This window comes from Pantoea vagans (assembly GCF_001506165.1).
GTDB lineage: Bacteria > Pseudomonadota > Gammaproteobacteria > Enterobacterales > Enterobacteriaceae > Pantoea > Pantoea vagans_C.
Genome location: NZ_CP011427.1, coordinates 3,061,488 through 3,080,298 on the forward strand (window position 1 = coordinate 3,061,488; position 18,811 = coordinate 3,080,298).

An 18,811-nucleotide genomic window follows, 5' to 3' on the forward strand; every position below is an offset into this window, starting at 1 on the left:
TAAACGATTATTTCACCACACGTAACTGGTCTGCTTCACTGACGCTGGCTTTGCCGCTCTGACGTTGATACAGGCACAATTCGCGCCCGATTTGATTCTTCATGTGCTTTTGCGGGTAGCGGCCTTCTAAGAGCAGCGCGTCATAGCCCACGCTATCGTCATATTGAATCGGCTTGCCGATAATTTTAACCGACGTCAAACCGCTGGCTTTCAGGCAGGCTTGCTGCCTGTTGCTGCTATTTTGTTGCCACGCGGCCTCGCTCGAAGCGTGCGCCAGTGGGCTTAATAACAGGGTGATGAGCAGAAATTTACCTGTCGTTCTCATTTTCTCTCCTCATTCCATCGTGCATTAATCGATAGAAAAAAAAATTCCCGCCGAGGCGGGAAGAAACAAGACGAGCATTGCATATTTGAGAGTGACGAGGAAATCTCCGTAATGCGCAGCTATCCTCGCCCGGCGCCATGACAGCCCGATGACAATGCGATGTCCGTTTGAATTTATCCGCAGTAAACACGGGTAATTTTACCACTCTGATCGGCGGTGAAATTCAACCGACGCAGATTGAAATCCATGGTGACGGCCCCGTTCCACGGAATAGCACGCACAGGCACGTCAAAACGCTTACCTTCCACACTGCTCAGCGGCTGGCCGAGCATGTTTTGATATTGCGATGCGCCACATTGATCGGCTTCCGGATCGTGGCTGACGGCAGCGGTGCTGTCAGGTTTAGTGGCAGACTGGCAGGCGGTCAGGGCAAAAAAGGCGGTGGCCAGTAGCGCTTTTCCATAATGGGTCACAAGTTTATCCTCCTGGATGAATAGACAACTGATTCCTGAGAGTAACAAAGGGTGCCCATGATGTGAAAAAAAAGCCAGCAGATTAGTCGTGTAAATGTGTTTTATGGCGCGATCTTCCTCTCAATTTTTAGGATTAATCGCACGCTGTGTCTAAACCTCAGCCTGTCAGGCGCTACAATTACCTAAGACTTTTCTGAGGTAATGATTATGGAACTGGCTATCTTTATCGGCTTTGCCATCCTGATGACCGTGATTGCTGTACGGGTGCGCTAATGTGTCGTTGTAACAGGGCGAACCGCAATGTGTTCGCCCTAAGACAACGCATCCGCCTGCTCCGCCAGACGCGCGTTGAATGCCTCGAGCGGCATTGGCCGTCCCAGGAAATACCCCTGCCCTTCTTCACAGGAGAGCGCCTTCAGCTCATTTAATTGCGCCTCTGTTTCTATCCCTTCCGCCGTAATGGTGAGTGCGAAAGCGCGCGCCAGTCCAACAATCCCTGCTACCACCGATTGTGCCTGCTTCGATTCAGGGAACTCTTTCATCCATGAGCGATCGATTTTAAGTCCGTTGAACGGGAAGGTCTTCAGATACCCTAACGCAGCATAGCCGGTACCAAAATCATCGACCGTCAAGCGCACGCCCAGCGCACGCAAGCCCTGCATGATCTCCAGCGCACGATCCGGATTTTCGAAGGTGACGTTTTCGGTAATCTCCAGTTCTAACCGGGTCGCCGGAAGACCACTCACCGCCAGAGCATGCGCCACACGATCAACCAGATCGATGTTGCGAAACTCCATGGGCGAAATGTTGACCGAGACGTAGCGATGTTCGCCCCAATGGCAGGCATCGCGGCACGCGCGCATTAGCACCCAGTCACTAATGGCCGCAATTAACCCGTTCTCCTCTGCCAATGGAATGAAGCGATCGGGGGTGATCCATTTATCGTCAGCAACCTGCCAGCGAATCAGCGCTTCGGCGCCCGCCAACTCACCGGTTTGTAGCTGATAACGCGGCTGGTAATGCAGCATGAATGCATCCTGTTGCAGTGCCTGCTCAATGGCCTGCACCAACTCACGCTTTGATTCCAGTTGGTTTGCCATATCGGTGGAGTACCACGCCCAGCGCGCTCGCCCTGCGCTGCGCGCCTGCCCTAGCGCAATATCCGCGAGACGTAACAGGGCTTCGGGTTGGGTCGCATCCTGCGGAGCGCAGACAATACCCATGCTGGCGGTCAGGCTCAGTTGGTGTGAATCATTGATGATCGGTTGGTGCACGGCACGTTGCAATGCGCGACAGCGATATTCCACCGCAGCACGAGTCGTCTCACGTAACAATAAAATAAACTCGTCGCCGCCAAGACGCGCCGCCAGTTCATTAGGCGCGATCAAGTTTTTCAGCCGCTGCGAGATTTCGTTCAATACCAGATCCCCCACGGTGTGGCCCCAGGTGTCATTGATCGGTTTGAACTGATCCAGATCGAAACTGACAACGAACAGCGGATCTTCATCGCTCGTCGTTTCCAGATGGGTGGTGAGGAACTCCTGCAACTGGATGCGGTTGGCCAGACCGGTGAGCATGTCATGTCGGGACAGGAACTGAATTCGCGCCTCAGCGTCCACTTCATGCGTGATGTCTGACACGGTACCGCGAAAACCGGCGCGCAGCCCGTTGCGGCGAATGGTTTTAGCCGAAAGCTCACCGATGCGACGCTCACCGTTGGCCGCCATAAACTGGCAGCGCAAAGGCACATGCTGTATTTCATCGCCCTGACGCAGTAACCACGCCACCAGCGAATGGCTGGGATGGCTCAAAAGCTGATCGAGTGGACGTCCGATCCAGCTTTTCACATCATGCCCGGTTCCCGCCGCAAAGCGTGAAGAGAGATAGCTAAGGCGACCGTGATCGTCCACTTCCCAAATCCAGTCCGACGCCGCTTCAGCCAGATCGCGAAATCGTTCTTCACTGTTGGCCAGTTCACGCTGGCTAATGGCGAGCATTTCATAGCGACGGTCGGAAATCACTGCATTGTGCAGTGCATGGCGAATCACGCGGCGTGTCACCAGCGCGACAGCCAGCACGGTAAAGAGCAGCAGCGGCATCATCAACCAAATGACACCAAACCCAGGGTTTTTCGCTTCCCAACGCAATACCAGCGGCTCGCCTTGAATCACCGGTTCAACCAGACGCGGCTCTTCCAGTGCATCGTCCAGGCTGCTGGCGATGCGTGGGGCAACGACATTGAGGGATTTACCCAGTACTTGCAATTTGCCCGGCGTCAGGATGTTAACGAAGATCATCACGGATGAGGGACCGGGGATGGTGGGGAGATTGGGGACTTTACCCGGTGTAATCGGCGCAGCCACCACCAGTGCGGGCTGTTCATTGATAATCACATTGCGGGTGATACCCTCTTCTGGCTGTTTGCGCGCCGCCGCCAACAACAAGGGCGTTTGTCCGCCCAGCCAACTCTCTAATGAGGTATCGGATAATTTTCCGTCGACGATGGCGTAGCGCGTTTTACCATTGCCATCTATGACAAACACGCCGTCATAGTGATATTCCTTGTAAAGGCTGGGACCAAAATTCTCCTCATCCCATGCCCAGACTTTGTTCACCGTCAGATGCAGGTTTTTCCAACCCTCACCCCAGTTGGCATAGTCACGCACGTCGATGATCATCTGCTCTTGCTGCTGCTGCCACGCACGGCGCATCAGGTTGACATCCTGCTGCATCGAATCACTGTTTTGTCGATGGGCAATCACCAGCACCATCACAACCGAAAGCAATAGCACGCCAAATAGCAGCGAGGTTAAGGTGCGCAGACTGCGCCGCGTTACCCGAACCGTGTGCGCTTCCATGTTTGCCCTGGCTGGCAAGGTAGCGTGTCGGTGATACTCAGAATTCATGCATTATGCTCGCAAAACAGAAGCAGCAAAAAGAGAGGACCGGTGATGCCCGGTCCCTGTAATGGTTTTTTCGATTATCGGCGCAGAGCGCTACAGATTTAGCCCTAACGGTGGAATATTTGAGCGATGCAATTCTCTACCGGGCTATCTCGACAGCGATGATCGGCATTGCTACTATGCGCTTTCTTCTGCCCATTGAGCCGACTATGGACACCCAATCCGACAAGGTTACGTTGACGCTGTTCTACGCTGCCAGCTTTGTGGTGTATTACATCGTGACCATGCTGATTACGCTGTTTCCCAACTACGGGGCGCTGCGTAATAACGGTTTGCTGGTGCCGGTGCTCTGCCTGTTTGAATTTGCCGTGATTTATCCGCTGTACCGTTTCTACTGCCAGCGCCGTACGGATATTCCGCTAGGGTATTTGCGCCCCGGTCAGGCGCTGCTTTTTGTCGGCGCCTTGGTGGCGTTGATGGTGGCGCAAACACAATTCTTACAGCCCGAAGGGTGGTTGATTGCGCAAAGCCAGCAGGGCCGCAGCTCTATGCTGATTCTGCTGCTGACTGCCGTATTATTGGCGCCGGTGTTTGAAGAAGTGTTGTTCCGTGGCTTCCTGCTGCAAGGATTTCTGCTGTGGGCCCCGAAAAGCCGCTTCGCCTGCATGTTACTCACCTCGCTGCTGTTCGCCGCCATGCATACCCAGTATGTGCACTGGGAAACCATCGTGGCACTGACGCTGTTCTCGCTGCTGTTATGCTATGCGCGTTTGCGCAGCAACAGCCTGGCGCTGCCGATCTTTCTGCATACCCTCAATAACCTGATCGCTATCCTGCCCGCCTGGTTTTACGCCTGATCTTGCTCACTGTTTGTTAACGTTCTCATCAATTTTTTCAGTGCTTTCAGGTAGTATCGCTGTTTATGCGATATGGATTGATGGTCTGGAAAGTCGATGATTACCATGCTGGATGTGGCCCGAAAGGCCGGTGTCTCCAAAGCGACCGTGTCACGCGTGTTGGCGGGCAATCGTTATGTTAGCAAAACCACGCAGCAGAAAGTGTTCCAGGCTATTGAGGAGACGGGTTATCGGCCCAATCTACTGGCACGCAGCCTGGCGACGCAAAAGTCGCAGAATATTGGCTTGATCGTCACGCACTCTCTGTTTAACGGTCCCTACTTCAGCGAATTGCTCTACCAGGCCGCGACTTTAACCAATAACTATGGCCGCCAGCTGATTCTGGCCGATGGTAAAACCTCCGCTGATGACGAACGGGCGGCAATTGAGTTTCTGCTCGATTTGCGTTGCGACGCCATCATTATCTACCCACGATTCCTCGATACCGCCGCGCTGGAAGCCATTATTGAACAGCACGATGTTCCTATTATGGTGGTCAATCGCCAGCTACAACGTCATGCCGACCACTGCGTGTGGGCGACGCATCAGCAGAACACCTTTGATGCCGTGAGTTATTTGATTGCGCGCGGCCATCGTGAGATTGCCTTTATCACGGGTTTGCCGGGTTCGCCGACTGCCGCCGCGCGCCTGGCTGGATATCAGCAGGCATTAGCGCAGCATGGATTAGTGCCTGATCCCGCGCGCGTGATAGCTGGCGCATGGACGCCGAACAGCGGCCAACAGGCGGCACAGCAGTTGCTGGCAGCGGGTATCTCTTTTAGCGCGCTGATGGCGAGTAATGATGATATGGCGATAGGCGCCGCGCTGGCGCTGAATGCTGCGGGTAAGAGGCTGCCGCAGGATGTATCGCTGATGGGATTTGATGATATCCGCATGGCCGAATTTTTCCTGCCACCGCTGACCACCGTGCATGTGCCGGTTGCCGAGATGATTCAGCACACCCTGGCGCAGTTAGTGGCGATGCTGGAGGGGGAAGCGATCCATCCCCTGCCCCCGTTCAGCGGCCGGTTGATTGAGCGCGCTTCCGTGGCGGATGGCCCGTATTTATAACGGCGCCACCTTTCGCCCGCGTCCTGCGGGCTCTCCTGACAGACTTGCTCCGTTCAGCGCTACGGACGCCTGCCCCGGTGCAGCCCCAGCCTGCTCATCAACGTCAGTACGTGTTGTCAAAAAGGGCACATTGTCTGAGGCCATGACGCCGCTACGTTTAGTACTCCACTTGCTGCTCTAATGTTGCGCCGTTACTGCGAATCAACTGCTGGTACCAGAAGAAGCTTTTCTTGCGATAACGCGCCAGATCCTTCAAATCATGCTCATCGCGGTTAACGTAAATAAAGCCATACCGCTTGCTAATGCCCTGATGCGTACTCACCAGATCAATCGCTGACCACGGACAATAGCCAAACAGCTCAACACCATCCGCAATCGCCAGCCGTAGCTGCGCAATGTGCTCACGCAGATAGGTGATGCGGTAATCGTCATACACCTTATTGCCCGCTTCTAAGGTATCGAAAGCACCTAAGCCGTTTTCCGTCACACCAGCGGCAGTGCATAGCGAGCATAAATTTGCCGGGCAGTAATGCGGAACCCCACCGGGTCGATATACCAGCCAAACTGATTCTGTTTGAGATGCGGATTGTTGCAACCGACATATACCGATTTATCAATGCCAGCCATCTGCTGATCGGCGCGTTGTTTACTGTTGAGTTCACCTCGGTCCACGTCAGGCATATCGGCGCTCACGGTGGCTGATGCATAGTAGTTGAAGGCGATAAAATCCGGCTTCCCGGCGGCAATTACCGCCATATCATCGGCTTCAATCGTCGGCAACCAGCCACGCTGCTGCAGGAAGGCCCACACCACGTGGTTGTAACGCCCGTGCACCGCCAGATCGAGATACAGCCAGTTACGGATCGCCGAGAAGTTGTCGGCCGCCAGCACATCTTCAGGCCTTGAGCTGGCCGCATAGATGCAGGAGATATTTGGTGCTGGGCCAATTTTCGCATGGGGTAATCGCTGATGGCAGGCAATTATTGCTTTGGCTTGCGCCAGCATCATGTGATGGTTTTGCTGATACAGCGTTTTCTGCGGATCCGCTGTGCCGGGCGGCAATGTGCCAATCACCTCGCCCTTTAAAATCATCATGTTCTGTTCGTTAATCGTCAGCCAGTATTTCACCTGTTTGCCATACTGCTCGAAACAGGTGATAGCAAAACGTTCAAACGCCGCCACGGTACGACGATTGGACCAGCCGCCTTGCTGTTGCAACGCCCACGGCAAATCAAAGTGATAAAGTGTCACCAACGGTTCGATACCGTGCCGGCAGATCTCATCAATCAACTGCTGATAAAAGGCGGCGCCCGCAGCGTTAAGCTCACCATCGCCCTCAGGGTAGAGACGACTCCAGGCAATCGAGAAGCGGTAAGTCTTTAATCCCAGCTCCGCCAATAGCGCGATATCCTGTTTAAAACGATGATAGTGATCGCTGGTGACGGTGAAGTCGGTAATATCTTGATGGAACTGAGCTTTATCAATCACCGAGGGCCCTTTGCCATCCTCGTTCCATGCGCCTTCAACCTGATAAGCTGAGGTGGATGCGCCCCAGAGAAAACCGTCAGGAAACGCGCCCAATGTTGGATGTTGCATGTCTATCTCCTGTTAACGTGCGGCCAGTTCGCGCCGCAGTTGGATAATTTCCTCCGCCAACTCACGACACAGCATGGCGTTCATTAAGTGATCCTGCGCGTGTACCATGATCAGGTTCACGGGAATTTTGCCGCAGCCCTCGTCAGCGCCAATCAATTTGGTCTGAATGCGGTGCGCGGCCTTAGCTGCCGCTGTGGCGTCGGTTAACATCGCATCGGCTCGTGCCCAATCTTGTTTGCGCGCCGCGCGTAGCGCTTCCATGGAACACGAGCGCGCTTCGCCCGCCTGAATGATCAGCTCCATTACCGTGCTCTCATCAATCTCCATTTATGACTCCTTAATCGGTTGTGCGGTGGCGCTTTGCTCCAACTCCTGTTGCAACAACTGGCGCTCGTACATTTTGAAAAACGGGTAGTAGATCAGGGTGGCAATCGCCACCAGCACCGCGATCAGCACGATCACACGCCAGTCCCAGCCGGTAGACCAGGCGGCACCAATCGGTGCGGGTGTCGTCCAGGGTGCCAGTGAGATCACGTGATTGATCAGGTGTGTTTTGGTGGCCGTCCAGGCAATCACCGCATTGACCAGTGGCGCGCAGATAAACGGGATAAACAGAATGGGATTCATCACCACCGGCGAACCAAAAATCACCGGTTCGTTGATGTTGAACATGCTGGGCACAATGCTGAGTTTGCCAATCGAACGCAGATGCGCAGATTGACTGCGCAGGTAAAGCAGCACCAGGCCCATGGTTGAACCCGAACCGCCAATCACGATAAAGAACTGCCAGAACGGCTCGATAAAGACATGAGTGATAGGCTGGCCCGCGTTCAGTTCCTGCTGGTTAAGGCCAAGGTTGGTCAGCCAGAATGCCTGCAAGATACCGCCGACAATCACCGCGCCATGGATACCGGCAAACCACAACATATGGCACAGCAACACTGCCACCAGCACCGCAGGCAGCGAATCAGAGGCGGAGATAATGGGGGCGAAAATCGCCATGATCGCTTGGGGCAGCAGCATGCCGAACTGGGCCTGCACCCATAAGCTGAGCGGAAACAGCGTGATGAAAATGGCAATAATCGGGATCAGCAAATCAAAGGACTGACGGATTTTCGGTGGCACCTGCTCCGGTAGTTTGAAGCCGATGTTGTGCTTCTGCAGGAAGTGCATTAACTCAGTGGCAAACAGCGCCACCAGGATGGCGGTGAAAATGCCCTCACCACCCAGCGATCCCACTGGCAAGGTTTTACCGCTTTGCGGTGCTGCGACCACCAGAAACGCCATCAGTGACAGGCTGGCAGCCATGAAACCGTTCATCTTGTAACTGGTGGCGAGGTTGTAGGCGATAGCGCTGGCGATGTAGAGCGCCATAATGCCCATGGTCATGTTGTACGGCATCATGATCTGCTCTTCATGCGCTTGCACCATACCGAGCCACCACTGCGCGAACGCCCATGAGCTGTCAGCAGAGAAAGGCGGATGGGCAAACAGCAGCATAAATGAGCCGACGATCAGGAAAGGCATGGAAGCGATAAAGCCATCACGGATGGCGATCACATGACGCTGGCTGGAGAGCCGCCCTGCGAGTGGGCTAATACGGTTTTCAATCACACCAAATACTGATTCGCTTATGCTGCTCATACGCGAGCTCCTTGCATCAGGCAAACAGAGAATAAGCCTGCGCACTGAGTCGCAGGCGATGACTATTATTTTTTGTTGCAGTTTAACGATCAGGCGTGAATCATTTTTAGAGAATCATTTAATATTTTCTCGCCATTCATCATGCCGTAATCCATGCTATTTATGACGGATATTGGCTTATTTAATTGCTGAGCCAGCGGTTGAAAATCAGCGAGCTTGTATTTGATTTGTGGCCCTAACAGGCAGCAATCATAGTGAGCAATTTGTTCATTAAACTCTTCAATACCAACGGCTTTTATCTCCACTTCTACACCTTGCGCTTTGGCGGCTTTCTCCATCTTCTGCACCACCATGCTGGTAGACATCCCAGCGGCACAGCACAGTAAAATCTTTGGCATTGTTCAATCCTCCATGTGGGGTTTAATTAACGAATACACACAGCAAAGATTTTCTGCAACCGGTTTCAGATTTGGTTACAGGAACTGTGAGAAATATCAAAACTCAGAAGGGAAAAATAAATGGGAATTTAATAGTGTAGCGGCGCAATGAATGGCGAATACCGGAGAGGCTATACGCCATTATTCGCGTGCGCGATAAATCGCGCCGCCACAGGAAGGAGTGGGAACGAGCTGCGTTACGCCTTCTCTGCCTCGAAATGGGCTTTGAACTGCTCGTAGATTGAAATCATGTTGGAAGCATCGCCATGCAGCGGGCTTAATTTTCCGGCACGTACCAGCTCAATTACCAGTTGCAGCGCGGCTTGTTTCGGGCTGCTGTCCGGATGGGCAATTTCGTTCGACATCGGTTACTCACTCATCATTTTTGTCAGGGCCGCACAGTTTAGCCCAGATCGTACTGATGATGCGCGTCCGGTTGGGTATAATCTCAGCGCTCAAAACAGAAAGCCGCTCAAGGAGATAATTGACTCCCGTTGCGTTTGGCTATACTGGATCAAAAAAAGGAACAAACAGCCACCGATTCCGTACCATCAGGAACGTGTTAAAGGAGTCCGATCATGCTGATTGGTTTTGTGTTGTTAGTGAGCGCGTGTGGACACGATGCCTGTGACGCTTTGCCGGTGTCAGAACGCATCTACCCAACCAAAGTGGCCTGTGAACAGATGGCCGACCGTATCCATAAAGTGCGGCCTAATGTGGTCCTGCTGTGCGGTGAAGTGCACCGTTAATTCGGTGCCATTTTATTTATGTTGTACAAAAAATAAGCCAAACGGCATTGCAACATTGGCGTATCGCGTCCAAAATATAAGCTGCTTTACACTATTATCGTTGTGAATCCCATGAAGACTACTCGCCCCCGTCGTCCAAACGGACGTTGGGTTTATTACATTTTGTATGATGGCATTCTCTGGCCCTGCCCGGTGCGGTGGGAGTGGGAAAGCGGCTTCGGCGGCTGGTTGCCATTCTACTACTCGCCCACTTTTGAGTTCGTGGCGGGAGACCCACGCAAGGCGTATCGCATTGCGCGCAGCAGCGTGCGTAACGTTCGTCAGCCGGACAACGAATACGCGTAATGGATTAGCCCAGCTGCCACGGCAGCCATGACGCCGTTAACAGATAGTGCACGCCTTCCAGTACCAAAATCACCATCACTAATACCCCGAGCTTATGGCGGCATACCCAATCTTTTAGCCCCATATCATCGCAGCCCAGCGAATCAGCATCAGCGCGCCGCAGATGCACAGCAGCACCACAATCATCTTCCAGTGTTTTGTCGCAGCCAGTTTTTTTGCCACGCATCCTCCAGACGGCAGAAAGCAACGATGCGCCCTGAGGCGCATCGCTATTATATACCCAAAATAATTCGAGTCCCCTCATGGGGCCTACTTTTGGTTCAGGAAGGCGGCAAGTGCATGAATCCTCAGGAGCTTACTGTAGTAAGTGACTGGGGTGAATGCACGTAGCCAACGCACCTGAAACTTGAAGTATGAAGGGTATAGCGCTGGTAACTCGTAAGGGCGACTAATTATTCAGCGTATAATCCAGACTGATTTCTGCATTCAGCACTTGAGAGACAGGGCAACCCGCTTTGGCTTTTTGAATAATCTCATCAAATTTCGCGCTCTCAATGCCCGGTAGCGCGATGGTACTGGTGAGCGCGATTTTGGTTATGGCAAAACCTTCGCCCTTTTTATCCAGCGAGACATCCGCCGTGGTATCGATACTTTTCGGAGGATGGCCAGCCTGACCGAGCATCAGTGACAACGCCATGGAGAAGCACGCTGCGTGTGCTGCACCGATCAGCTCTTCCGGGTTAGTCCCCTTTTCACCTTCGAAGCGGGTATTGAAACCGTAAGGCTGATTGCTCAGCACGCCGCTTTCCGTACTCACTGTACCTTTTCCTTTGATATCGCCTTCCCAATGGGCCGATCCTTTCTTATGAATGGTCATGTCATTCCTCCTGTTAGTTAGACAGGTATTCAGTATAGACAAGACCACTCCTTTTGCTTTTTCAGCTCACCGCACGCGGGCGTGCTGGACTCAGTCCCGCTTCACTCAACAATGCATTCGCCTGCACCAGCGAATCGCGCGTGATCTCAGCAATGGTCTTCGCGCCGGTCAGCGTCATCGCCACTTTCATCTCTTTCTCGATCAGATTTAGCAGGTTCTCGACGCCGCGCTGGCCGTGCGTGGCTAACGCATAAATAAAGGCGCGTCCCAGCAGCACGGTGTCAGCACCGAGGGCGATCATACGCACCACATCTAAACCGTTGCGGATGCCGCTGTCCGCCAGAATGGCGATATCGCCCTTCACTGCATCGGCAATCGCCGGTAATGCACGTGCAGAAGAGAGCACACCGTCCAACTGACGTCCGCCATGGTTAGAGACCACAATGCCGTCCGCACCAAAGCGCACCGCATCACGGGCATCTTCCGGATCCAGAATCCCTTTAATAACCATCGGGCCATCCCAGAACTCGCGGATCCACTCCAGATCTTTCCATGAGATGGAAGGATCAAAGTTATTCGCCAGCCACCCGATGTAATCTTCCAGTCCGGTGGGTTTGCCGAGATAAGCGGAGATATTCCCCAGATCGTGCGGACGCCCGTGTAAACCGACATCCCACGCCCACTGTGGATGCGTAACGGCTTGCCAGTATCGACGCATCGCGGCATTTGGACCGCTCATGCCCGAGTGTGCATCGCGATAGCGTGCGCCGGGCGTAGGCATATCCACCGTGAACACCAGCGTAGAGCACCCGGCCGCTTTGGCGCGTTCCAGCGCATTCCGCATAAAGCCACGGTCGCGCAACACGTAGAGCTGGAACCACATAGGACGGTTGATAGCCGGTGCCACCTCTTCAATTGGGCACAGTGAGACGGTGGACAGCGTGAACGGAATGCCTTTCAACGCCGCCGCACGCGCCGCCTGCACTTCCCCCCGACGTGCGTACATACCGCACAACCCCACGGGTGCCAGCGCCACCGGCATCGACAGCGTTTCATTAAACAGCTTGGTTTCCAGGCTGAGATCGGACATGTTTTTCAGCACGCGCTGGCGCAGCGCCACGTCCGAAAGATCTGACACATTGCGCTTTAAGGTGTGCTCGGCGTAAGCACCACCATCAAGATAGTGAAACAAAAACGGCGGCAGGATGCGTTGCGCCGCGGCGCGGTAGTCACTGGCTGCAGATATGATCATCAGTTTTTTTCCTTACGATTATCCGGGGACTCGCCCGGCAGACGGGTAATACGCGCCTGCCGCGCTTCATCTTCATGGAGCGATTTCAACGTGGTGTGCACAAAGCCAAGGTGATCCATCGCCGCCTGACGGGCCGCTTCGGCATCACCGGCCATCACCGCATCGAACATCGCCTGATGCTGTTCATTAAGGCGATTAAAAATCACCGGCTGGGTATACATACGCTGGCGGCTATGCAGTACTGAAGACTGCAACAGGTCAAAAAAGCCGCGCATGGTTTGCAGCAGCACGACATTGTGTGAGGCTTCCGCGATAGCGAGATGGAAGCGCAGATCCGCCTGCGCGGCGAGGTCGGGATCGTCGCAGTCGTGCATTTTTAACAGCGCGTCAAAAGCCAGGCGCAGCTTCTCTTTGTCGGCTTCGGTGGCACGCAGAGCGGCATGCCAGGCGGTACTGGCTTCGATGGCGTGGCGTGCTTCCAGAATGTCCCAGCGGTAATCAGGATCGTCAGCCAGCAGTTGGCGAATCGGCTCGACAATACGCTGTTCCGACCAGGGTTCCTGCGGTTCGCACAGCCAGGTGCCGCCCCCGCGTTTACTGATCAACACGCCGCTGCTGATTAACTGCTGGATCGCCTCTCGCAACGACGAGCGCGATACCCCGAACTCCGCTGCCAGCTGGCGCTCGGCCGGCAAGCGCATGCCGGGCTCCAGTTGGTGTTCGTCAATCCAGGCGCGCAATCGCGCCCGCAGCGTATCCGCTAAGCGCGGCGTGTTTTCTGTCATGGAATCATCCAGGTTAAAACATAGGCCTGAAGCGTGGTGATAACGCCCACCATGCAGGTGAAAATCAGGCTGTGTTTGACGGTAAAGCGGAATAGATCCGATTCCTTGCCGACCAACCCTACGGCGGCACAGGCAATCGCGATCGACTGTGGCGAAATCATTTTTCCGGTCACACCGCCGGTGGTGTTCGCCGCCACCAGCAGCACATCGGATACGCCAATCTGTTGCGCGGTGGTGGCCTGCAACGCAGCAAACAGCGCATTTGAAGAGGTATCAGATCCGGTGAGGAACACGCCCAACCAGCCGAGGAACGGGGAGAAGAAGGTAAAGGCATTACCGGTGTGCGCCAGCGCTAATGCCAGTGTGGCAGACAAACCGGAATAGTTAGAGATAAAGGCAAACGCCAGCACCATACCAATCGAGTAAATCGGCAGCGCTAACTCCCTCAGCGTTTCGGCGAAAGTCTGGATCGCCGCAGCGGGTTTCATACGCAGCCATATCACCGACAATATCGCCGCCACCAAAATAGCGGTACCGGTGGCTGACAGCACGTCGAATTTGAAAATTGCCGGATACGGCGTGGCGGCACTCACCACTGGCGGCATACGCGCCACTAACTCATGCAGCAACGGCACAGGTACGCTGAATACCCAGTCATACATCGCGCCGCCTTTGGCAAACAGCGCCTTAAACGGCGGGATGCTCCACAGGGTAACGGTGGCGGTGAGGAACAGGAATGGCATCCACGCCCGCACAATCTGGCCCAACGTGTAACGCTGAGGCGTTTGTGTGGGGTCGACCGCTGTTTTCTCATCAAAACGGAAAATACGTACCGGCTTCCAGCGACGCAGGAATAGCGTCAGACAGATCAGTGAAGCCAGCGACGAAATGATATCCGGCAGTTCTGGACCGAGAAAGTTTGAACTCAGGAACTGCGCAATAGCAAAGGAACCACCGGCCACGATTACCGCAGGCCAGGTCTCTTTAATCCCGCGCCAGCCATCCATGATGGCCATGATCCAGAACAGTACGATGATGGTGAGAAACGGCAGTTGGCGACCGGCCATCTGGCCGATCTGGAAGCTATCGAGTCCGGTGACCTGACCCGCGACAATGATCGGAATCCCCATTGCGCCAAATGCCACCGGCGCGGTATTAACGATTAGGCACAGACCCGCCGCATACAGCGGATTGAAGCCCAATCCCACCAACAGCGCAGCGGTGATCGCGACCGGCGCACCAAAGCCCGCCGCCCCTTCCAGGAAGGCACCGAATGAGAAGCCAACAATCAGCATTTGCAGGCGCTGATCCGGCGTGATCGACAGGATGGAGGCGCGGATGATGTCGAACTGGCCGGTCTTTACCGAGATTTTATAGACAAACACCGCCGCCACGATGATCCACGCAATCGGCCACAGACCATACAGAAAACCATAAACCACGGAGGCCAGCGCCTGGCCCAACGGCATGCCATACAGGAACAGCGCCACCAACAGCGCAATGGCAACCGTAGCGGTTCCCGCCTGATAGCCTTTCAGCTTGAGCTTAATCAGGGCGAAAAAGAAGAATACGATGGGGATCACCGCCACCAGGCTGGAAAGCCACAGATTGTTGAGCGGATCGTAGTTTTGTTGCCACACCAGCATGCCATTTTCTCCAGAGGTTACCAGATGAGTACGGCGCAACGGCAATGCAGGTTTGCGCCGCAGGTCTTGCCCTTCTGCTCACTGAGATTGGTAGGACCAATATGCAGTGCGGGGCTTTCTGGTGCCAGATGGTTAATGTATTGTTAACCTAAAGCAACGGAGATGGCGTGATTATTCGTGTTATGTGACGATGCGGCAACATTTCAATTCATTTGGTAGGACCAATCAGCATACTGTCTGACCAAAAGCCCGACCATAACTGTGGGGATGAAAACGCAGGTTGAGCACGATCAGTCCGAGCGTTACCGCACCTTGCATCATCCACACGCTGTTAAAACTGCCGGTCAATGCCTGCAACTGCCCAGCGATAAACGGCATGCAACCCGCGATAATAAAGCCAGCTCCCTGCATAAACGCCACCAGACGCGCACCAGCCTGGGGATGCGGTAAATGATCCAGCGCCAGTACCATGGCAAGAGGAAATGCAGCGCCGAGGCCGAAACCGGCAATCGCCGCCCACAACCAGGGTGCCAGCAGCGGTGCAAACAGGAATCCGCACATGCCCACCAACTGGCAAACCAGACTGATAATCAACTGAGGTCGACGATCCGCCTTACGCGCCAGCAGTGGCATTAGCAGCGCACCCGCCACCTGACACAGGATCATCGCCCCCAACAGTGAACCACCCGCCTGTGCTGACCAGCCCAGATGATGATAGGCATCCGGCAACCAGGCGACACAGGTCGCATAGCCCCCATTCACCAAGCCAAAGCTCAACGCCAGTGACCAGGCGCGGGGTTTGCGCCACAGCGCAGGCAGTGTGATTTTTTCCACATTTTGCGCCGCAGGAACGTGCACGGTTAACCACAGCGCCATTGCCAGTATGGCCGGGAATGCCCAGCCAGACAGCGCACTCTCCCAGCCAAAATGCGCGCTCAGCCAGGGTGAGAGCGCCGCCCCCAACCCACCGCCGCCCATCAGCGCGCCTGCCCATAATCCGGTGATTGCTGCACTGTGTTTTGCAAAGCGCTGGCGGATCAACCCCGGCATCACCATCTGCACAACGCCCACCCCAAGGCCGGCGAACAGCGCACTGATCACTAACTCTCTGCCCGTTTGAATGCTGCTGCGTGCCATCAGTGCGACAAACAGCAAAGCCAGACCGGCAATCAATAACCGCTGGAGAGGAAAACGCTGCATCAGAGACGCACCGGCTAACGCCACTGCCCCCATCATCATCATCGGTATGGCGGGTAACAAAGACGCGGCCAGTGAAGAGAGCTCCATAACCTGACGCAACTGACCGAGTAATGGGCTAAGAGAAGTGAGAAACGGACGCATATTCAGCCCAGCGAGCACTAAAGCGCCGAGTGTTAGTCCGTAATAATGTCGATTCATACACAATCCTGCTGAAAATAGGTTGTCAGGGTCGCAGCAATCGATACTATTTGGAAATGAAATAACACCATAGTGAACAGTGGAAAAATGAATCGCCAGCCGATGTTTACCCCGCAGCAACTGCTGAGTTTTGTTGCCGTGTGCGAAACGGCCAGCTTTACCCGCGCCGCCGAGCGAGTGCACCTGTCGCAATCCACCGTCAGCCAGCAGGTTCGCCGGCTGGAGGAGATGATCGGCAAAGCACTACTGGAACGCACTTCGCATCAGGTTGTGCTGACGGAAGAAGGAGAAAAGCTGCTCGGCTATGCTCGCCGTATTATTGCTCTTAACGGTGAAGCACATGATGTGCTGAGCGATAAATGGCGCGACGGCGTCATGCGCCTGGGCGTACCAGAAGATTTTGCCGCACCCACCGCGGGGCTGCTGGCGCAGTTCAGCCGTGAACATCCGCAACTGCGCCTCGATGTAATGAGCGGGATGTATGTTGATCTCTATCGCGCCTGGCAGCGTGAAGAGCTGGATATCATGCTGATCAAGCAGCCTGGTGGTGAACGCCCCCTCGCCTCGCGCCCGGAGCCACTGCTGTGGCTGGATAGCGCCGAACATCCCTGCTTTGAGCAAACGCCGGTGCCTTTGGTGGTGTTTCCGCAACTGGGGCTGTATCGCGAGGAGATGTGCCAGACGCTGGATACGCTGGGCCGCAGCTGGCGCATCAGCTACAGCAGTGCCAGTTTAGTCGCGCTCGCCAGCGCCAGTGCCGCCGGACTGGGCTTGACGTTGCTGCCCGCCAGCTGTCGCCTTCCAGGTCATCGTGTGCTTGATGAGTCCGATGGTTTGCCACCGGTTAATCATTTCGAGCTGGCGCTGTTCTGTCGCTCACCGCAGGACGACCTTCAGCAATCGCTCGCAGCCGCACTCGTTGAGTTTTGCCATTTGACCTGGCAGTGATTTTTCCACTGTTCAGCAGTGGGAAATATCGCAGCGCAGCGGCCCAGGTTTTGCCAGATTAGCTTTTTCTTTATTGACTGGAGCCTCTGATGCCTCTCACTTCTCCCAGCCGTCGCGATTTTATCAGCCAGGGTGTGCGCCTCACAGCCGCCGGTAGCCTGTTAGCTGCCGGTATGAGCGCGGCCGCACAAACAGGTTCAACCGCCGTACCTCAGGTACACACGCCACCCCCTCGCGTTTCCCATTACCAAATCCTCAACGTTCGCCTCGAAGAGGGCTTTGAGCGCGACGGTAACGACATTATCGCCACGCACACCGCGCTGTATGACATCACCATAAAAGACGGCAAATTCGCCGCCATTGATGCCGCCAGCAAAGCGCGTAACAGCGCTATCCCGCAATGGGATGCCAACGGCGCACTATTGCTGCCACGCACTCGCGATATGCATATTCATCTGGACAAGACCTTTTACAGTGGGCCGTGGGAAGCACCGCGCCCGCGCCAGGGCAAAACCATCATGGATATGATTGCCCGCGAGCAGGTCCTGATACCGCAATTGTTACCCACTTCCCAAGCGCGCGCCGAAGCCCTGATTGGCCTGCTGCACAGCAAAGGCACCACGGAAGCGCGCAGCCATTGCAATATCGATCCGGTCAGCGGCCTGCAAAGCCTTGAGCACTTAAAACTGGCACTGGCTAATCACCCTGAGTTCCCCTGCGAGATCGTAGCGTTCCCACAGCACGGCTTGCTGCACTCGAAGGTCGATGGTTTGATGCGCGAAGCCATGCAGATGGGCGTGCAGTATGTTGGTGGGCTGGACCCCACCAACGTCGATGGCGCCATGCAGGCCTCGTTGGACGCGATGTTCCAGATCGCGCTGGATTTTAATCGCGGTGTCGATATCCACCTGCACGAAACCGCTCCATCGGGCGTGGCAGCGATTCAATACATGGTCGACACCATCGCCAAAAACCCTCAGCTGAAAGGCAAAGTGACACTCAGCCATGGTTTTGCGCTGGGTACGCTGGAAGGCAAAGCGTTGGATAAGATGATTGCAGGTATGGCCGAGCAGCAGATGAGCGTGGCTTCCACCATACCGATCGGCAAACTGACCATGCCACTGCCGCAACTGCAGGCGGCGGGCATCACGGTGATGACCGGCACCGACAGCGTCATCGATCACTGGTCACCGTTTGGCACCGGCAGCATGCTGGAGAAAGCCAACCTGTACGCTCAACTCTATCGCGGTTCCGATGAGTTTGGCCTGAGCCGCGCGCTACACATCGCCACCGGCGGCATTTTGCCACTATCGAATCAGGGCGAACGCCAGTGGCCCAAGGTGCAGGACGAAGCCAGTATGATGCTGGTTGAGGCGAGCTGTTCTGCCGAAGCCGTGGCCCGCATCTCACCGGTGCGCGCCACTTTCCATAATGGCACGCCGGTGTTCAGTGCCTAAAAGCAAAAA

Annotated in this window: 19 protein-coding genes and 1 pseudogene; 6 read left to right on the forward strand and 14 right to left on the reverse strand. The window is 55.0% G+C overall.

The window, feature by feature from the left end:
* Positions 1-7: 7 nt before the first annotated feature.
* The 3 genes from LK04_RS14330 to LK04_RS14340 form a co-directional block, all read right to left on the reverse strand.
* Entirely contained in the window at positions 8-325 is a 318-nt protein-coding gene (locus LK04_RS14330; RefSeq protein ID WP_039336004.1) for a hypothetical protein, read from the reverse strand.
* 173 nt (positions 326-498) lie between these two features.
* Entirely contained in the window at positions 499-798 is a 300-nt protein-coding gene (locus LK04_RS14335) for an I78 family peptidase inhibitor (protein WP_039336002.1), read from the reverse strand.
* Between the two features lie 311 nt (positions 799-1,109).
* Complete coding sequence (locus tag LK04_RS14340; RefSeq protein ID WP_052206251.1) at positions 1,110-3,704, reverse strand: EAL domain-containing protein; 2,595 nt, start codon at positions 3,702-3,704, stop codon at positions 1,110-1,112.
* Between the two features lie 206 nt (positions 3,705-3,910).
* Here LK04_RS14340 and LK04_RS14345 point away from each other — a divergent pair, with 206 nt between their 5' ends.
* The gene (locus LK04_RS14345; protein ID WP_039336000.1) at positions 3,911-4,558 is read left to right on the forward strand and encodes a CPBP family intramembrane glutamic endopeptidase; all 648 of its coding nucleotides are present in this window, start codon (positions 3,911-3,913) and stop codon (positions 4,556-4,558) included.
* 96 nt (positions 4,559-4,654) lie between these two features.
* On the forward strand, positions 4,655-5,668 hold the full coding sequence (locus tag LK04_RS14350; RefSeq protein ID WP_039335998.1) for a LacI family DNA-binding transcriptional regulator: 1,014 nt from the start codon (positions 4,655-4,657) through the stop codon (positions 5,666-5,668).
* 157 nt (positions 5,669-5,825) lie between these two features.
* Here LK04_RS14350 and LK04_RS14355 read toward each other — a convergent pair.
* The 5 genes and pseudogenes from LK04_RS14355 to LK04_RS20790 all read right to left on the reverse strand — a co-directional run bounded on the left by LK04_RS14355 (position 5,826) and on the right by LK04_RS20790 (position 9,710).
* Positions 5,826-7,264 (reverse strand): annotated as a pseudogene (locus LK04_RS14355) (glycoside hydrolase family 1 protein).
* Between the two features lie 12 nt (positions 7,265-7,276).
* The gene (locus LK04_RS14360) at positions 7,277-7,591 is read right to left on the reverse strand and encodes a PTS lactose/cellobiose transporter subunit IIA (RefSeq protein WP_039333069.1); all 315 of its coding nucleotides are present in this window, start codon (positions 7,589-7,591) and stop codon (positions 7,277-7,279) included.
* Positions 7,592-8,908 (reverse strand): PTS sugar transporter subunit IIC, encoded by a 1,317-nt coding sequence (locus LK04_RS14365; RefSeq protein ID WP_039333067.1) that lies wholly within the window; start codon positions 8,906-8,908, stop codon positions 7,592-7,594.
* Between the two features lie 89 nt (positions 8,909-8,997).
* Complete coding sequence (locus tag LK04_RS14370; RefSeq protein WP_039333065.1) at positions 8,998-9,306, reverse strand: PTS sugar transporter subunit IIB; 309 nt, start codon at positions 9,304-9,306, stop codon at positions 8,998-9,000.
* Positions 9,307-9,542: 236 nt separating this feature from the next.
* Complete coding sequence (locus LK04_RS20790; RefSeq protein WP_167347694.1) at positions 9,543-9,710, reverse strand: hypothetical protein; 168 nt, start codon at positions 9,708-9,710, stop codon at positions 9,543-9,545.
* A 213-nt stretch (positions 9,711-9,923) separates the two neighbouring features.
* On the opposite strand from LK04_RS20790, the gene LK04_RS20795 reads away from it, so the two are divergent.
* Both LK04_RS20795 and LK04_RS14375 read left to right on the forward strand, forming a co-directional pair.
* A complete protein-coding gene (locus tag LK04_RS20795) occupies positions 9,924-10,094 on the forward strand; it encodes a hypothetical protein (RefSeq protein ID WP_007887091.1) in 171 nt (56 codons plus the stop codon).
* A 111-nt stretch (positions 10,095-10,205) separates the two neighbouring features.
* Positions 10,206-10,439, forward strand: a complete 234-nt coding sequence (locus LK04_RS14375; RefSeq protein WP_039333063.1) for a hypothetical protein — start codon at positions 10,206-10,208, stop codon at positions 10,437-10,439.
* Positions 10,440-10,553: 114 nt separating this feature from the next.
* Here the strand turns inward: LK04_RS14375 and yniD are convergent, their stop codons facing one another.
* The 6 genes from yniD to LK04_RS14405 form a co-directional block, all read right to left on the reverse strand.
* Positions 10,554-10,661, reverse strand: coding sequence for a small membrane protein YniD (gene yniD / locus LK04_RS20900; RefSeq protein WP_021507251.1), 108 nt, complete (start codon positions 10,659-10,661; stop codon positions 10,554-10,556).
* A gap of 226 nt (positions 10,662-10,887) precedes the next feature.
* Complete coding sequence (locus LK04_RS14385) at positions 10,888-11,316, reverse strand: OsmC family protein (protein ID WP_039333059.1); 429 nt, start codon at positions 11,314-11,316, stop codon at positions 10,888-10,890.
* Between the two features lie 61 nt (positions 11,317-11,377).
* Complete coding sequence (gene lldD / locus LK04_RS14390) at positions 11,378-12,568, reverse strand: FMN-dependent L-lactate dehydrogenase LldD (RefSeq protein WP_039333056.1); 1,191 nt, start codon at positions 12,566-12,568, stop codon at positions 11,378-11,380.
* The gene (lldR, locus tag LK04_RS14395; RefSeq protein ID WP_039333054.1) at positions 12,568-13,353 is read right to left on the reverse strand and encodes a transcriptional regulator LldR; all 786 of its coding nucleotides are present in this window, start codon (positions 13,351-13,353) and stop codon (positions 12,568-12,570) included. The genes lldD and lldR overlap by 1 nt, the downstream gene beginning before the upstream one ends.
* Complete coding sequence (lldP, locus tag LK04_RS14400) at positions 13,350-14,999, reverse strand: L-lactate permease (protein ID WP_039333052.1); 1,650 nt, start codon at positions 14,997-14,999, stop codon at positions 13,350-13,352. The genes lldR and lldP overlap by 4 nt, the downstream gene beginning before the upstream one ends.
* Before the next feature lie 225 nt (positions 15,000-15,224).
* Positions 15,225-16,397 (reverse strand): cyanate transporter, encoded by a 1,173-nt coding sequence (locus LK04_RS14405; protein WP_039333050.1) that lies wholly within the window; start codon positions 16,395-16,397, stop codon positions 15,225-15,227.
* A gap of 87 nt (positions 16,398-16,484) precedes the next feature.
* On the opposite strand from LK04_RS14405, the gene LK04_RS14410 reads away from it, so the two are divergent.
* Positions 16,485-17,345, forward strand: a complete 861-nt coding sequence (locus LK04_RS14410) for a LysR family transcriptional regulator (protein WP_039333048.1) — start codon at positions 16,485-16,487, stop codon at positions 17,343-17,345.
* An 89-nt stretch (positions 17,346-17,434) separates the two neighbouring features.
* Positions 17,435-18,802, forward strand: coding sequence for an amidohydrolase family protein (locus LK04_RS14415; protein WP_039333046.1), 1,368 nt, complete (start codon positions 17,435-17,437; stop codon positions 18,800-18,802).
* Positions 18,803-18,811: the final 9 nt, after the last annotated feature.

Bases quoted from the DNA above. Each gene is read 5' to 3' on its own strand.
- LK04_RS14330 (WP_039336004.1), bottom strand. From the start codon at position 325: ATGAGAACGACAGGTAAATTTCTGCTCATCACCCTGTTATTAAGCCCA.
- LK04_RS14345 (WP_039336000.1), top strand. From the start codon at position 3,911: ATGGACACCCAATCCGACAAGGTTACGTTGACGCTGTTCTACGCTGCC.
- LK04_RS14360 (WP_039333069.1), bottom strand. From the start codon at position 7,591: ATGGAGATTGATGAGAGCACGGTAATGGAGCTGATCATTCAGGCGGGC.
- LK04_RS20790 (WP_167347694.1), bottom strand. From the start codon at position 9,710: ATGTCGAACGAAATTGCCCATCCGGACAGCAGCCCGAAACAAGCCGCG.
- LK04_RS14350 (WP_039335998.1), top strand. From the start codon at position 4,655: ATGATTACCATGCTGGATGTGGCCCGAAAGGCCGGTGTCTCCAAAGCG.
- LK04_RS14405 (WP_039333050.1), bottom strand. From the start codon at position 16,397: ATGAATCGACATTATTACGGACTAACACTCGGCGCTTTAGTGCTCGCT.
- LK04_RS14375 (WP_039333063.1), top strand. From the start codon at position 10,206: ATGAAGACTACTCGCCCCCGTCGTCCAAACGGACGTTGGGTTTATTAC.
- LK04_RS14340 (WP_052206251.1), bottom strand. From the start codon at position 3,704: ATGAATTCTGAGTATCACCGACACGCTACCTTGCCAGCCAGGGCAAAC.
- LK04_RS14385 (WP_039333059.1), bottom strand. From the start codon at position 11,316: ATGACCATTCATAAGAAAGGATCGGCCCATTGGGAAGGCGATATCAAA.
- LK04_RS14370 (WP_039333065.1), bottom strand. From the start codon at position 9,306: ATGCCAAAGATTTTACTGTGCTGTGCCGCTGGGATGTCTACCAGCATG.
- LK04_RS14365 (WP_039333067.1), bottom strand. From the start codon at position 8,908: ATGAGCAGCATAAGCGAATCAGTATTTGGTGTGATTGAAAACCGTATT.
- LK04_RS20795 (WP_007887091.1), top strand. From the start codon at position 9,924: ATGCTGATTGGTTTTGTGTTGTTAGTGAGCGCGTGTGGACACGATGCC.
- lldP (WP_039333052.1), bottom strand. From the start codon at position 14,999: ATGCTGGTGTGGCAACAAAACTACGATCCGCTCAACAATCTGTGGCTT.
- lldD (WP_039333056.1), bottom strand. From the start codon at position 12,568: ATGATCATATCTGCAGCCAGTGACTACCGCGCCGCGGCGCAACGCATC.
- LK04_RS14415 (WP_039333046.1), top strand. From the start codon at position 17,435: ATGCCTCTCACTTCTCCCAGCCGTCGCGATTTTATCAGCCAGGGTGTG.
- LK04_RS14410 (WP_039333048.1), top strand. From the start codon at position 16,485: ATGAATCGCCAGCCGATGTTTACCCCGCAGCAACTGCTGAGTTTTGTT.
- lldR (WP_039333054.1), bottom strand. From the start codon at position 13,353: ATGACAGAAAACACGCCGCGCTTAGCGGATACGCTGCGGGCGCGATTG.